This window comes from Actinosynnema sp. NPDC053489 (assembly GCF_044544865.1).
Lineage (GTDB): Bacteria > Actinomycetota > Actinomycetes > Mycobacteriales > Pseudonocardiaceae > Actinosynnema.
In genome coordinates this window covers 140,815-154,688 of the sequence record NZ_JBITXT010000013.1, presented here as the reverse complement: position 1 = coordinate 154,688, position 13,874 = coordinate 140,815, and the positions used below count along the sequence as shown (strand labels likewise).

Sequence of the window (13,874 nt, the reverse complement as noted above, 5' to 3'; positions counted from 1 at the left end):
CCCTGCGTCATCTGCTGCCGCCACGTCCGACGGTCTTGCCGGGAGCGCTTGGCGGTCGGACGGAGGTCAGTGCCGGCGAAGGGCGTGGACGAGACGGGACACGCCTTCCGGTGTGATGCCCGCCCGCAAGTCGAGCCACTGGCGGTCGCGGAGTTGTTCCGGGACGTCGGTGTCGGCGACCGCGCCGGGCAGGATGACGGGGATGATCGGCGAGCCGGTGCGGTCGACCGCGTTCATGATCTCGTACCGCTGACCTGCGTCCGTGCCCGCGGGGCGACCGATGCAGTAGATCAAGACCTTGGACGAGTGCAGGTTCATGGTGAGGACGTCGGCCCACTTCACTCCGGGCGGGGTGTGACCGTCGACGAGGACCCGCGCGCCTTCGGCGGTCAACGCGCCCGCCAGTTCGAGGGCGATCGGACGGTCCTGCTCGGAGAACGAGAGGTAGGCGTCGTACCGGACCCGCACCTCCGCGGTGTCGAGGTGGGAGAAGCGCTGCTGGTCGACCAGGAAGCTGACGCTGGCGTTGCGGAGCGTGCTGTTGGTCAGCCAGTCACGGCCTTGGTGCCCGTACAGCAGTAGCTGCAACGCGCGGTCGGAGAGCAGTCGGGAGGCCACGAGGGCGGCGTTGCCGGTGGTGGTCGCCCTGGCCGCGTAGTCCTCGGTCGCCCAGTCGGCGACCTGCTCGGCCAGGCCGTCGACGGCCGTGAGCGCGTCGAACACCTCCGGCCAACGGTGTTCGAGGCAGCGGGAAACCGCGAAGAAGTGGATCGGGATGGTGTTCCGCACCGCGGGGAGGCTGGTGCTGATGGCGTGGTCGACGAGGATGTTGTTGATGAACCGGACGATGGCGCGGGGGTTGCCGCCGAGCGCTTCGGCCACGACGGGGAGGACGGAATCGAGTTCGGCCACCAGCTCGGCCGGCTGATCCGCGAGGAGGGCCTTGCAGAAATCCGCCATGCGCGCGATGGACGGCGGGATGTGGAAGGGCAATTGGACGATCTTGTCCAAGTACAGTTCACCCTTGAAGTCCTTGATGCCGTAATCGGCGGAGTAGCGGTGTTGGAGGTAGCCCTCCACGACCTTGCGGGCGACCCCCAGGACGAAGATGAAGCCGGGTTGTGCCAGGACGAGCTTGATGCTCTCCAGCAGTCGGATGGCCTGGTCGGGGAAGCACCGGTCCAGGTCGTCGATCAGGATGACGACTTTGAGGTCGTCGCGGAGCTTCAGCTCGTCGAGGCTGTTGAAGGCGCCGTAGTAGAGGCTGCGGTCCAGCAGCGGGTCCGGAGCGAGCCGCGTCCTGCGATCGATCATGTCCTTCGCCACGAACGACGCCTCGAACTCGGCGAAGCCCGGAACCGAGACCTTGGACTTGGCGGAGAAGCCGTAGGCGATCGCACGCAGCGAGCGGATCAACGAGGTCCCCGAGTCGCCGAGCTTGCGGCCCGCGGACCGATGTGCCTCCAACGCCTGCACGACGGTGCCGATCAGCGGCACGATCGGGTGATCTTCCTGCTCGTACCGCCAAGCGTTGAACCACACGGTCACCACGTCGTCGTTCTCGCCCAGCTTCGCCTCGATCAGGCGCATCAGGCTCGTCTTGCCGGTTCCCCACTCGCCGAAGACGCCGATCGTGAACGGCCCTCGGGTATTCGTGGCGACGTCGCTCAACACCTGCGCGTAGGTGTCGAAGCCGAGGCCGTCGACGGTGCGGTCCGCTTCCCCGATCGCCTGATCCGCGATGAGGCTGATCTTCACGCTTCCTCCTGCTCCTCATCCGAGGGAATCGTCCACCGCATCCGAAGCGCTACACGCGCCACAAGTGACGTGAACTCGTGATCGCCGCTTTTGCGTATACACGATCCGCGTGGGCCACGGGACGCGAATCAGCGGAAGAGGATCGGATCCGAACCTCCTCCGCGTCGGGTGATCGGGGAGCGGGTCGCGGGTGGCTAGCCTGTCGGCCATGCGCAGCAGACCGACGCCGGCGGGTGCCGCCGGTTTGGCACTGTGGATCATCGCGGCGTGCGTCGGAGGTGCCGTCTGCGTCGCCGGTCCAGCCGGTTCCGACGCTGTCGTGCTGGTTCTGCTCGTCTGCGGTCTCGGGTTGTGGACGACCGCGTTGGCACGACGGTCGCCGACTCGACCGGAGCCGGTCGACTGGGTGCTCAAGAGGGCTTCGACGCTCGCCGAGGCCACCTCGGCGGCGCTGGTCAGGTATCCGCACCCCGGCCTCGAAGAGGTCGTGCTCCACCGGTTCGGGCAGCTCACCACCGCGACCGAGGACCTCGGCCGCGGCATCGTCCGCTTCCGCGCCGACGCCGACATCATCACGGCCCGGGTGTCGGCGTGCCGGAGCAGCCTCTGCGCCGTCACCAACATCTCCGGTGACACCGGCTGGTGGCAGGAGCCGCTCGGCGAGCGGTACTGGCAGGCCAACCTCGACGCACTGGCCAGGGGCGTCCGCATCACCCGGGTGTTCGTCTACGACAGGATGTCGCTCAAGATCGCCGAGTTGGTCAGCAAGCACCGGGCCGCGGGTGTCGAAGTGCACCAGGTGCAGGTGAACCGGCTCGACAAGGAGTTGCGGGTCAACTTCGCGGTGTTCGACGAGTCCACCGCATGGGAGGCACAAATGACCCCGCAGGGCCTCATCGCCACCAGCATCGTCCGCTTCCACCCCGGCGACGTGGCCCGGTTGCTGGACTTCTTCCACCGGGCCGTGCGGCAGTGTGAGCCGTGAGCCTGCTGACCGCCGTACTGGTGACCGCGGTCGTGTGGGGGGTCGGCATGATCCGCTCACTGCGGTGGAAAGCTCTCGCCTACAGCCTCCCCCTGCCCATCACCCTGGTCCTCCTGTCGTCCGGCATGCGGGTGGACGCCTCGCAGGTGGTCGGGGTGGTCCTGCTCAACGTCTTCTTCTACGCGGTCGCCGCTGCGTTCCGACTGGGCCTGCCCATCTGGGCGGCCGACCTCGTCGGCATCGGTGTCTACATCGGACTGAGCTGGTCGACCGCCGCCCTGGGGGCACTGCCCTTCTGGCCGGTCCTGGCAGGCGCCGCGGTGCTCTGGGCCGCCTTCCTGCCGTTCCGCCCTCCCGCTGCGACCACCCCACCGGCTACCGGCAACGCGCTGCTCCGCCTGGGTGTGCTGTTCGCGGTGACCCTGTCCGTGGTCGCCCTCGCCGGAGCCCTCCGCGGACTGGTCGTGACCTTCCCCTACTCCGGAGTGCTGGTCGCCGTGGAGGTCCGCCGGTCCCTGAGCGACTTCGCCCGCCACTTCACCCGCAACAGTGTGGCCCTGCTGGCGTTCTTCACCGCCTACCACGCCACCCAGCACCACGGCACCGCGTGGGCGCTGACCGCCGCCTGGTCCGCTTTCGCCGTCACCGCGCTGGTGCTCAACCTCACCCGCCCCGAGGTCGAGCAGGTGGACACCTGACGGACGAGCCGTGTCCGGCCACGTGATCCCCGGGTCTGTCCAGTTGTCGGCCCGGCCCCTGCGGATACCTGCCGGTGTAGGGCGATGCGGTGGTGGAGGAGATCGAAGCCGGCGCGACCACGCATCCGCCCGTGATCCTCTGGTGCAGGTGTTGCCGCTTTCGACGTGACCGCTGTGGCGGGGCGGGGTGAGGGCGGCGTCCACAGCGGACCGACCGATCTCAGGACCGTGGTGGAGTTGCGCGGGTGCGGCAGGTCGGTGGTGTGGGCCGCCGCGATCCTCTGGGCGGCCTTCGCGTCGTTGCCCGCGACCGGTGTGACCTGGAACCGCCCTTGATCCACGACGTCCCGGGTGGTCGCGGTGGTCAGGCGCGGGCGTAGCGGTTCGCCAGGGCGTGCAGCAGGGGGCGCAGCTCGTCGGGTGATTCGACGGTGAAGTCCATGTTCAGCATGCCGATGTAGGCGGCGACGGTGTCCAGCGAGTCGGCGCCGGTGACGAGGACGGAGGTCGTGTCGGTGACCGTCTCGACCACACCGACGGCGGGGTGGATCCGGTCGAGGACGGCCTGGGCCGGGGCGTCGACGCGCAGGCGCGCGTGCACCTTCCAGCCGCTGGACGCGACGCGGCGCATGGTGAAGCTGGTGTAGTCCTCGTCCGGGAGGGCGGTGGGGGAGAAGCGGCGGTGGGTGCGCGTGCGTGGCGTGATCCAGTCCGCCCGGTAGACGTCCCACTCGCCGGTGGACGGGTCGCGGGCCACGAGGTACCAGCGCCGCCTCCAGGCGAGCAGGCGGTAGGGCTCGACGAGCAGCGAGGTGTCGCGGTAGTCGAAGCGGAACCACTCGACGGCGTGGATCGCGGTCGCGACGGTGCGCAGCACGGCGGGGTCGACCTCGGGGTCGGGGGCGTCGGTGTCGTTGTTCTCCGGCGCGTGGTCGACGACCGAGGCCAGCGCCTCCACCGTCGGCCGCAGGCGTGGCGGCAGGACCTGTTCCAGCTTGGCCAGCGCACGGGCGCTGGAGGTCTCCAGCCCGGCGATGCCGCGGCCGGCGCGCAACCCGATCGCCACGGCCACCGCCTCCTCGTCGTCCAGGAGCAGCGGGGGCAGCTTGCCGCCCGCTCCCAGCCGGTAACCGCCGGTCGCGCCGCGGGTGGCCTCGACGGGGTAGTCGAGCGCGCGGAGGCGCTCCACGTCGTTGCGGATGGTGCGGGTGGTGACGCCCAGCCGCTCGGCGAGTTCGGTCCCGCTCCACGACGGGCGCGACTGGAAGAGCCCCAGGAGCGCGAGGAGGCGTGCCGATGTGTCCGCGGTCACTGCGATGACCTCCCCCTTATAGGAACGGACCTTTCCTATAGGCACCCTAGCGTCCCCGTCATGACGAACACGGGAATCCGTCCCTTCCGCATCGAGGTCACGCAGGCCGAGCTGGACGACCTGACCGGCCGCCTCGACCGCACCCGCCTGCCGCAGCCGGCGCCGGGCGACACCTGGGAGCACGGCACCCCCAACCACTACCTGCGTGAGGCCGTGGCGGCGTGGCGCGCGTTCGACTGGCGCGCCGCAGAGGAGCGCATCAACGTCCACCCGCACTTCGTCACCGAGGTCGAGGACCAGCCGATCCACTTCATCCACGTCGAGTCGCCGCACGAGGACGCGACGCCGCTGCTGCTCGCGCACACCTACCCCGGCTCGTCGGTCGACTACCTCGACATGATCGGCAGGCTCACCGACCCCGTCGCCCACGGCGGGCGCGCCGAGGACGCGTTCCACGTCGTCGTGCCGGACGCCCCCGGCTTCGGCTTCTCCAACCCGGTCACCGAACCGGGCTGGACCACCGCCCGCGTGGCCCGCGCCTACGACACCCTCATGCGCAGGCTCGGCTACCAGCGCTACGGCGTCCACGGCTCCGACCACGGCGCGATGGTCGCCCGCGAACTCGGCGTGCTCGCCCCGGAGGGTTTCCTGGGGCTGCACGTGCTGCAGCTGTTCTCCTTCCCGTCGGGCGACCCGGCGGAGTTCGAACGCCTCGAACCGAGGGACTACGCCGGTCTGGAGCACATGCGGTGGTTCCAGAAGGTCGGCGGCTACAACACCATGAACGCCAGCAGGCCGCAGACGGTCGCGGTCGGGCTCAGCGACTCGCCGATCGGGATGCTCGCCTACAGCGAGCTGTTCAACTCCTTCGGCAACGGCACGTCCCTGGTGCCGCTGGAGGCCATCCTCACCGAGGTGTCCGTCAACTGGTTCGCGAACGCCGCCGGCGGCATGGCCCGGTCCTACTTCGACAACGCGGCGGCCGTCCCCGCCGACGGGCCGGTCCCGGTGAACGCCGCCCCGACCGGCGTGGCCGTGTTCGCCGACGACTTCCAGACCATCAGGGTGTTCGCGGAACGGGACAACTCCGACATCGTGCACTGGAGCCGTTTCGAGGAGGGCGGTCACTTCGCCGCGCTCGAGGTCCCGGAGACCGTGGTGGGTGACATCCGGGCGTTCTTCGCCGCACTGCGGTGACCCCGCGGGAACGGCCTCCCGACCCCCGGTCGCGTCTTAACGGTGGTCCCGGTACCGGCGATACACGGTCAGGAGTACCGGGCAGAGAGGCAGGCGCAAGGGTGTCCTTACGTGGGAATCGCGAGTCGTCCGAGGTCGCGGTGGCGTTGTCGCCGGTGGACGTGGAGGTGGCGCGAGCGGTCGTGGCCGCGTGGTACCCGGCGGAGTCGGAGGTGTTCGACGACACCGTTGAGGACTTCATGGACGATCCCTCGCGCACTGTGCGCGGGGTGCGTCCGAGCGCGCCGGTGGGCATGGGGATCGAGCTGGCGACCATGACCCCTTACGTGCTGTCGGCGGTCGGGTTCCTGGGCGGGGTTGTCGCGGAGAAGGTCGTGGGGAACGCCTACGACGCCATCCGGGAGCGGCTCCGGCGGGCGAGGGCACGTCGGGAGGCGGGCGAGCCCGGGGAACCGGTGGACGCGGCGACCAGCGGGCAGGCCGTGGTCGTGGTCGTGGTGCACCTGGTCGAGCAGGGTGCGGACGAACAGGCAGCGCGGGAGGTAGCGGGCCACGTCGTCTCGGAGTGGCTCGGTGGGTCGGGTCCTGCAGGGCCCGGCAGGTGATCGTATGGTCGACGCCGTCGTCGGCGTGACCGCACCGGGGACCGCTGCCGCGCCAAGGCCGGGCACGTCCGTCCTGGCGCGGTACGCCCTGCTGCTGCTCATCCCGGTCCTGGCGGCCGGTTTCGCGGCCGACCTCGAGTTCTACCCGTTGTTCGGTGAGCGGTACGGGGCCGCTGTGCGCGAGTGCGCCGCTTCGGTCGGGGCCGTGGCCACCACCGACCTCTTGGAGGTCTCCCAGGACTTCTTCCGGTGCAAAGCCGTCGCGGATCGCGGGCGGATCGGGTTCGCCCTGGCGGGTGGCGCGGTGGCGTTGCTGATCGGGGTGGGGCTGGTCCGCCTGCTGCCCCGACGGCTCTACCGGCGGGCGGGCCGGATGCGGCCGGCGGGGCAGCGGTGGCAGCTCGCCGCCGCGGAGGCGATCCGGTCGATGGGCGGGCGGGTCGTTCCGCTGGTGGTGCTGGCGTCGGACTGCCGCGAGCCGTTCACCGTGCGGGTCGCCGGGGGCGTGCAAATCGTGCTGCCCCGGGGCGTGGTGACGCTGCCCGACGACCAGGCCCGTGCGGTGGTGCGGCACGAGTGCGCCCACGTCGTGGCCGGTGACCTGGGGCGGGTGTGGCTCACCCGCGGCGTCTGGTGGGCGACACCGCTGATCCTGGCCGTGCCCGTCGTGGACCAGGCGGTGCGCGCGGCCCTGCGGCCGGACCACACCGTCGCGGAGCTGCTGTCGACGGAGTTCTGGATCGTCTACGGCACCCGGTGCGCCCTGCTCCTCGCGGTGTTGTGGGTGGTGGCCCGCGGCGTCCTGCGGGGGCGCGAACACGAAGCCGACCTGCTCAGCGCGGCCGACGACACCGGGCGGGTCGGGCTGCGCGCCCTGTTGGCCCAGCGGAGGGCGTCGGGGCGCTCGTCGGGCTTCGAGGTGGTGCGGCGGTTCACGGCCTTGCACCCCTCGTTCGACCGGCGGCTCACCGTCGTGGACGGCGGGACGGTGAACCTGGCGGCGCGTGCCGTCGAGGGGGTCTCCTTCGGCGCGTTAGGGGGCTGCACCATGCTGTTGGTGTCGCACTTCGTCCGGCCGCTGGCCGCCGGTGCCGAGCACCCAGGGCTGACCGCGCTCCTCGCCGCGCTGGTGCCGGGCGTGCTGCTCGCCACCGCCCGGGGAGCGGTGCGGCGCACCGGAGCGGGTGGTGCGGCACTGACCCGGGGTTCCGCACCGCACCGGGTGGCGACCACCCTCGCGTTGCCGGCGGGTGCCGTGATCGGGCTCAACCTCGCGCCGACGGGGGTCGTCGCACCGTGGGACGTGATCGGCTACAGCTCGTGGCTGTGGGTGCTCACGGCCTTCCTGGTCGCCGGGGCGTCGGTCGTGGGCGCCGCGTTCGACCGGCCGCCCGACCCGTCGACGGGCAGGGGCGCCCGGTGGTGGGCGGGCGTGGGGACGGCGGCCTTGTACGTGGGGGCCGTCGCGGTGCCCGAGCAGATCGCCGCCGCGGTCCAGATGGCCGACGCCGTCGACCTGGAACCGGGCGTGTTGGCGCTGCTCGTGGCCGCGGCCGTCCCGTCGTGGGCGCTGCTCACCGGACAGGCGGTGGTCGTGTTCGCCGAGGTGCGACGAAGGGGACGTGCCCGGTGGACCGCGGCGGCGGTGGCACTCGGCGTCGCCGCGGTCGTGGCCGCGGCCCGGCTGACGACCGCAGCCCCGATCACCCGGGACACCGGCGAGGAACAGGTCTTGGCCGACATCCTGCCTGCCGCGGGAGCGGGGGTGGCGAGCGCCCTGGCGGTCGCGCTGGTCGTGCGCGCGGGGCACGGGTTGGCCACGGCCGCCGGCTGGACGGCCACCGCCCTCGTCGCGGTCACCTTGGCCCTCCGGCTCCCCTACACCGCGGGTGAGGCCCTGCGGTTCCACCTCCTCCCGGCGTTGAGCCTGTCGGCGATCGGGCTGCTGGTCGTCGCGGTTCTCGTGCCGGTGGGCCACCCGAACCGGCCGGGGTCCTGACGATCGTCGTCCGGGCCGGCTCGGGTGGCACTTGCCCGACCTACGGGAACAGGGTCAGCGCCGGGTCCGTGCCGATGGCGACGAGCTGTTCGAGGGTGAACGGAGGCGCGGGCGCGGTCGGTCCGCCGCTGCCGCTCGTCGTGGCGACGTTCTCCGACTCGATCCGCAGCCGCGTGCCGTCCGCGCGGATGACCTGCACCTGGTGCTTGCGGGTGCCCCTCTGGTACTCGAACACCTCGGTGAGGACCTTCTCCCCGTCGGGTCCGGTGACTTCCGCGCAGCGGGTCCGATCGGGGGTGCTCTCCTCGTCGCACGGCGGGTTCAGGGCGGGGAAGAAGGCGGGTTCGACCTCGAAGCCGAGGTTGCCGTCCCCCAGTGGTGTGCCGGCCGTCGCCCAGGCGTGGAGGGTGGCCCGGACGTCGCAGACGGACACGTCGGGGTAGGCCGGCTCGACCGGCTGGTAGAACTCCAGCGGACCTCGGGGAGTGCCCGCCGGGAACTGGGCGTTCGCCGAGAGCCGCACGTCCGGGCGCTGTTCGCGCACGGCCTTCGCGGCGGCCGCGGTGAGGCGGCCGGCGGCCTCGGCGACGGTCTCCAGGTCGCCCCCCGCGCACCGCGGTGGCGGCACCGGGTCCGACTCCGGCGGCAGCGTGACCACGTTCGGCTGATCGGATCCGGACGGGTGCGCCGTCGCCGGCGCCGAGCTGGTTGGTGCCAGGGGTGTCGTGGTGGCCGGTGGTGCCGTGCCGACGGTCGTGCCACCGCCGTCGCCCCCCGTCATCGAGTACGCGGCCACCCCGGTCAGCAGCACCGCGGCCACCCCGGCCGCGACCGCGGGGTGAGCCACGCGGTGCAGCCGGGCCGCGCGGCGGCCGCGGGCGATGACCGCGTCCACGTCGACCGTGGACGGCGGCACCTCCCCGATCGCGTCGTCGAACAGTTGCTTGTCCATCGCGCACCTCTCGCTAGTCGGACTGCGCTGCCCGGGCGCGCAACGCGTCGAGCCCCCGCGCGGTCTGGCTCTTCACGGTGCCCACCGAGCAGCCCAGGATCTCGGCGGTCTCCTCCACCGAGAGATCGCAGTAGAGGCGCAGCACCACCGCGGCCCTGCGCTTGGGCGGCAGCCCGGCGAGCAGGTCGAGCAGCTGCGCCCGGCCCACCACGGCGAACTCCTCCGCCGTCGGCAACTCGGGCAGCTGCTCGACGGCCTGCTCACGACGCCACGGCCTGCGCTTCTCGTCCAGCCAGGTGCGCAGCAGCGCCTTGCGGACGTACGCGTCGATACCGGGGGTCGCGCCGACCCTCGGCCAGTGCCGGTACAGCTTGCCGATGGTGATCGACACGACGTCGTCGGCGGTGTGCCAGTCACCGCACAGGAGGTACGCGGTGCGCCGCATCACCTCCATCCGAGCCGTCACGTACTCGCGGTACGTGTTCTCCTCGGCGCGTTTCACCCCGGTGACCTCCCGTGTTGTGCCTCCACAGCATCAGGAACGCGTCACGGGTGTAGCGGGGTTGCCTCGGATCGAGGTGGATTTCCGGTGTGGCCGGGAGTTCGGCCGGTCACCGGACGACGAGCACCGGCAAGTGGTCCAGCCCCCGCTGGGTGGCGGTCGGCCGTTGTACCGGGGCGCCGGCCGGTTCGAGGCGCGTCACCCGGCCCAGGGCGTGCAGCAGCGCCAGCAGCACCTGCCTGCCCAGGTGGCCGCCGAAGCAGGAGTGCGTGCCCCGGCCCAAGCCCAGGTGCGGGTTGGGGTTGCGGGTGAAGTCCGCGGTGTCCGGGTCGGGGAACACCTCGGGGTCGCGGTTGGCCCCGGCGAGCACGACCACCACCACGTCACCTCGGGCCAGGCGCCGCCCGCGCAGCACGACGTCCGCCTTGCAGTGCCTGCTGACCACCTGCACGGGACCGGTGAGCCGGATCAGCTCCTCGACGCCGCGGCCGTCGAGCGCCGCCAGGTCCGCGCCGCGGCACCGGCCGTCCCCGAGCAGCCACGCCACCGCGTTGCCGAGCAGGTTGGCCGTGGTGGAGTAGCCGGCGTCGAACACCGCGCGCAGCGAGTTGCGCAGCACCGGCCCGTCGGGTGGCACCGCCGCCAGGACGCCGACCGGTCCCGCCGCGCCGCGCCAGCGGTCGATCATCGCGTTGATCGCCTCCCGGGCGGCCAGCGAGGGTTCGCGGCGTTCGGGGGCCAAGCCGGAGTCCATGCCGAGCACCAGGGTGCGCGAGGCCGACCGCAGCCGTTCGTGGTCGTCCGGCACGGGCACGCCGTACAGCGCGCAGACCGCCCGCAGGGCCAGGGGCTCGGCCACCTGCGCCACGAAGTCGACCACACCGTCGAGCCGGTCGACCAACTCCTCCGCCGCCCGCGCCACGCCCTCCGCCCACCCCGCGAGCTCCTGACGGCGGATCGCGTCGACGAACCGGTGCCGCACGGCGGTGTGCTCGGGCGGGTCGAGGGTCTGCACGCTCAGCACCTGCTCGGGGATCGGCTTGCCCAGCGCCCGCGGGTCCGAGCCGAAGGTGCCCGGGTCCTTGAGGACGCGGGTGCAGTCGTCGTGCCGGGTGAGCACCCAGGCGGCCAACCGCTCGTGCCGGTGCACGGGGTCCTCGGCCCGCAGTCGCGCGTACACGGCGTGCGGGTCGGCGAGCATGGCGTCCGACAGCGGGGCGAAGATGCTGCTCACCGTTCTCCTCTCGGTCGGTGGGGCGCGGTGGCCCGCACCCCACCGCGTCACTGCTCACCTAGTGCGGGTAGTCCATCGAGGACACCTCCTCTCACCGGCTCAGGTCGTCGTCCGCGGCGAACCGCCCGATGGCCCAGGCCATCGCGCGCATCGCCTCGCCCAACGCCCGGACGTGCACGTTGGACAGGTCGTCGCACGGCTGGTGGTAACAGGGGTCGTAGGGCTGACCGGCGACGCCGCCGAACACCGCGGCCTCCTCGGCGGTCTTGATGCCCCGCACCCCGCCGAACGCGCCGCCCACCGGCACCCCGGCGCGGGCGAACGGTTCCTGGTCGGAACGGATGTCGCCGAGGTCGGCGGTGCGGAACGGCAGGCCCTGCACGCGGTACCCCCGGGCCAGCACGGCCTCCACCGCGCCGGAGCCGGGTGGACCGGCGGGCGCGCCGACGTCCGCGTGGTCGCTGTCGTCGCCGTCCACCACGAACCGCACGAAGTTCGGTGAGGCGATCAGCTCCCAGTTCAGGTAGAGCCGGATCGCGGCGAGTTCCCCGGGCGTGCGGGTGCCGACGTAGTGGGTGGAACCGACGTTGACCAGCTCCTCCGCGCCCCAGAACGCGAAGCGCACCCGGTTCCGGACCCGGTGCTGGTGCGGTGCGAGCCGCACGGCGGTCTCCAGCAGGGCCGAGACGCTGGTGGCGTTGTCGTTGACGCCCGGCCCGTCCTCACCGCTGTCCAGGTGGGCGCCGGCCATCACGACGTGGTCGGCCCGCCCACCCGCGGTTTCGGCGAACACGTTCACCGTGGTGGCTTCGGAGGACCGCCCGCTCAGCTCCAGGACCCCGCTCCCGGACAACGACTCCGCGTCGCGCGGGCTGGTGAACGCCACCGGCAGCACGGTCCCGGTGGCCTGGCGGCGGATCACCGCGTCCACCACCGGTGACGGGTCGTAGACGAGCAGGGCCCGCACCCCGGCCCCAGAGGCCGCGACCGACTTGGCCGCGACCGTGCAGGCACCGCTGGGCACGACCGCGATGGCGGTGCCGGGCGGGTAGTCGGCGGGCGCGCACCCGGACGCGGCCGCGCGGGCGATGACGCCCTCCACCCGTGCCGACGGCGCGTACTGGGCCATGAGGACCCGCACCCGGACCCCGGCGGAGGTGATCAGGGATTCGCTGTCGACAGTGAATTCCCGATAGGGCACGGATTGTTCGGTCACCCGGTAGCCAGCCCTTTCCAGCACGCCTTCCAGGTATTCGCGCGACATTTCGAAGCCGACCGAACCCGCGGCCCGGTTGCCGTCTCCGGTCCGGGCCGCCGCGTCGAAGGCGCGCACCGAAGCCATGGCGTCCCGGGTGTTCACCGAGTGGGCCAACCGCTGCGCCAGCCAGGTGTTCGCCGAGGTGGCGGCGACGGGAGCGGGAAGGAGCAGGGCCGACAACGCGACAAGAGCAATAACGCCCATGAACACCCCCGGAGATCGAAAGAATGCCCTCCCGACATTCTCGTCACCTGTTCGCAGGTTACTTCCACGAACGCCGTGTCCGCAACCGCGGAACTGACCGACCTGTTTCACGGCCGCGTGGAATCCATTCCACGCGCACGGGGCGCGGCGACGCGACCGCATCTCCCACCGAGATGACGCGGACGGTGGAGTCCGAGGGCCGGGCGACCGGGGCGACCTCCAACGTCACCCACGCCGGGGTGTCGGCGACCGGGGTGCGGGAACCGATCGTCAACGTGCCGTCGGCCATCCCGCCGCCGACGTCCTCCCAGCGCCGCAGCTTGCGCAGCGCCCGCTCGCGATCGGCCTCGGTGCCCGCGGAGACCGCGGCGGCCAGCACGCGCGCCGGTTGCCCGGTCGCGTAACCGGCGGGCGCGGTGGGCGGTTGGTCGGACACGGTGGCTCCGCGGTCGATCCGGACAGGGAGGCGGGAATCGAACCCGCGCCCTCCCCGTCGACAGCGGGGTGATCCACCACTGATCTGCTCCATGACGTGCGCGGATCGCAGCCACCGCGCACGCCGGCCGCTCCCGGATTACCCGGGGCGAGCCCCTGCCGGAGCGCGCGGCCCCCGGATAACGGGTTGGGCCGAAGTGGGCACCTCGGGAACGAATCGGCCCGGTGCGTCGTCCGAGGCGGGGTAACTTGGCTTGGTTTCACGTCGCCGGAGGGGGAGCCGATGACCGATCCGTTGGCCAACGTGCAGCGTTTGGTGGACGACTGGGAGCGTGATGCCGAGGAGAGGGCGGCGCGGTATGAGTCGATGCGGCAGGAGGTCGGGCGGATTTCGCTGACCGGGTCGGCGGCGGGTGGTGCGGTGAGTGTGACCGTGGGCCCGAACGGGATTCCCAGTGGTGTGTCCATGACGGAGGCGGTGTCGCGGTTGCGGCCGGAGCAGATCGCGGCGGCGGTGTTGGAGGCGATGCGGCGGGCGCAGGCGGCTTATCCGGCTGAGTTGGCGCGGATCGTGGGGGAGACGGTGGGGGAGACCGCCTCGGGGCAGCACATCGTGGCCACGGCGGAGCGGAATTTCCCGCAGGTCGAGCCGGACGGTGCGCCGCCGCCACCGCCGCGGCGGCCGCGTCGTGACGACGGTGGGGACTTCAGCGACGAGAGCTACCTGGGGTGACG

General features: G+C 72.0%; 13 protein-coding genes and 1 tRNA gene. 6 read left to right on the top strand and 8 right to left on the bottom strand.

Annotated elements, in window-relative coordinates; all coding sequences use genetic code 11:
* Positions 1–66: 66 nt before the first annotated feature.
* Complete coding sequence (locus ACIGNX_RS27355; RefSeq protein WP_396543571.1) at positions 67–1,758, bottom strand: P-loop NTPase fold protein; 1,692 nt, start codon at positions 1,756–1,758, stop codon at positions 67–69.
* A 208-nt stretch (positions 1,759–1,966) separates the two neighbouring features.
* On the opposite strand from ACIGNX_RS27355, the gene ACIGNX_RS27350 reads away from it, so the two are divergent.
* Together ACIGNX_RS27350 and ACIGNX_RS27345 are read left to right on the top strand one after the other, a co-directional pair.
* Entirely contained in the window at positions 1,967–2,743 is a 777-nt protein-coding gene (locus ACIGNX_RS27350; protein WP_396543570.1) for a hypothetical protein, read from the top strand.
* Positions 2,740–3,441: a hypothetical protein gene (locus ACIGNX_RS27345; protein ID WP_396543569.1), complete on the top strand. Its 702-nt coding sequence runs from the start codon at positions 2,740–2,742 to the stop codon at positions 3,439–3,441. The genes ACIGNX_RS27350 and ACIGNX_RS27345 overlap by 4 nt, the downstream gene beginning before the upstream one ends.
* A gap of 364 nt (positions 3,442–3,805) precedes the next feature.
* Here the strand turns inward: ACIGNX_RS27345 and ACIGNX_RS27340 are convergent, their stop codons facing one another.
* Positions 3,806–4,753, bottom strand: coding sequence for a helix-turn-helix transcriptional regulator (locus tag ACIGNX_RS27340; RefSeq protein ID WP_396543568.1), 948 nt, complete (start codon positions 4,751–4,753; stop codon positions 3,806–3,808).
* Positions 4,754–4,813: 60 nt separating this feature from the next.
* Between ACIGNX_RS27340 and ACIGNX_RS27335 the strand changes: the two genes are divergently transcribed.
* The 3 genes from ACIGNX_RS27335 (at position 4,814) to ACIGNX_RS27325 (ending at position 8,554) form a co-directional block, all read left to right on the top strand.
* Positions 4,814–5,950 carry an epoxide hydrolase family protein gene (locus tag ACIGNX_RS27335; RefSeq protein ID WP_396543567.1) on the top strand — a complete coding sequence of 379 codons (1,137 nt, stop codon included), beginning with the start codon at positions 4,814–4,816 and terminating at the stop codon, positions 5,948–5,950.
* A gap of 140 nt (positions 5,951–6,090) precedes the next feature.
* Complete coding sequence (locus ACIGNX_RS27330) at positions 6,091–6,555, top strand: hypothetical protein (protein ID WP_396543566.1); 465 nt, start codon at positions 6,091–6,093, stop codon at positions 6,553–6,555.
* 4 nt (positions 6,556–6,559) lie between these two features.
* Positions 6,560–8,554 (top strand): M48 family metalloprotease, encoded by a 1,995-nt coding sequence (locus tag ACIGNX_RS27325; protein WP_396543565.1) that lies wholly within the window; start codon positions 6,560–6,562, stop codon positions 8,552–8,554.
* 40 nt (positions 8,555–8,594) lie between these two features.
* Here the strand turns inward: ACIGNX_RS27325 and ACIGNX_RS27320 are convergent, their stop codons facing one another.
* From ACIGNX_RS27320 to ACIGNX_RS27295, 6 genes are all read right to left on the bottom strand, one after another.
* Complete coding sequence (locus ACIGNX_RS27320; protein WP_396543564.1) at positions 8,595–9,506, bottom strand: hypothetical protein; 912 nt, start codon at positions 9,504–9,506, stop codon at positions 8,595–8,597.
* 13 nt (positions 9,507–9,519) lie between these two features.
* Positions 9,520–10,008, bottom strand: a complete 489-nt coding sequence (locus tag ACIGNX_RS27315) for a SigE family RNA polymerase sigma factor (RefSeq protein ID WP_396543563.1) — start codon at positions 10,006–10,008, stop codon at positions 9,520–9,522.
* 109 nt (positions 10,009–10,117) lie between these two features.
* Positions 10,118–11,242, bottom strand: a complete 1,125-nt coding sequence (locus ACIGNX_RS27310) for a cytochrome P450 (RefSeq protein ID WP_396543562.1) — start codon at positions 11,240–11,242, stop codon at positions 10,118–10,120.
* Between the two features lie 91 nt (positions 11,243–11,333).
* Positions 11,334–12,680 carry a M28 family peptidase gene (locus tag ACIGNX_RS27305; RefSeq protein ID WP_396543561.1) on the bottom strand — a complete coding sequence of 449 codons (1,347 nt, stop codon included), beginning with the start codon at positions 12,678–12,680 and terminating at the stop codon, positions 11,334–11,336.
* Between the two features lie 82 nt (positions 12,681–12,762).
* Positions 12,763–13,140, bottom strand: a complete 378-nt coding sequence (locus ACIGNX_RS27300; protein WP_396543560.1) for a hypothetical protein — start codon at positions 13,138–13,140, stop codon at positions 12,763–12,765.
* A gap of 22 nt (positions 13,141–13,162) precedes the next feature.
* Positions 13,163–13,234, bottom strand: a tRNA-Asp gene (locus ACIGNX_RS27295).
* A gap of 188 nt (positions 13,235–13,422) precedes the next feature.
* On the opposite strand from ACIGNX_RS27295, the gene ACIGNX_RS27290 reads away from it, so the two are divergent.
* Positions 13,423–13,872, top strand: a complete 450-nt coding sequence (locus tag ACIGNX_RS27290) for a YbaB/EbfC family nucleoid-associated protein (protein WP_396543559.1) — start codon at positions 13,423–13,425, stop codon at positions 13,870–13,872.
* Positions 13,873–13,874: the final 2 nt, after the last annotated feature.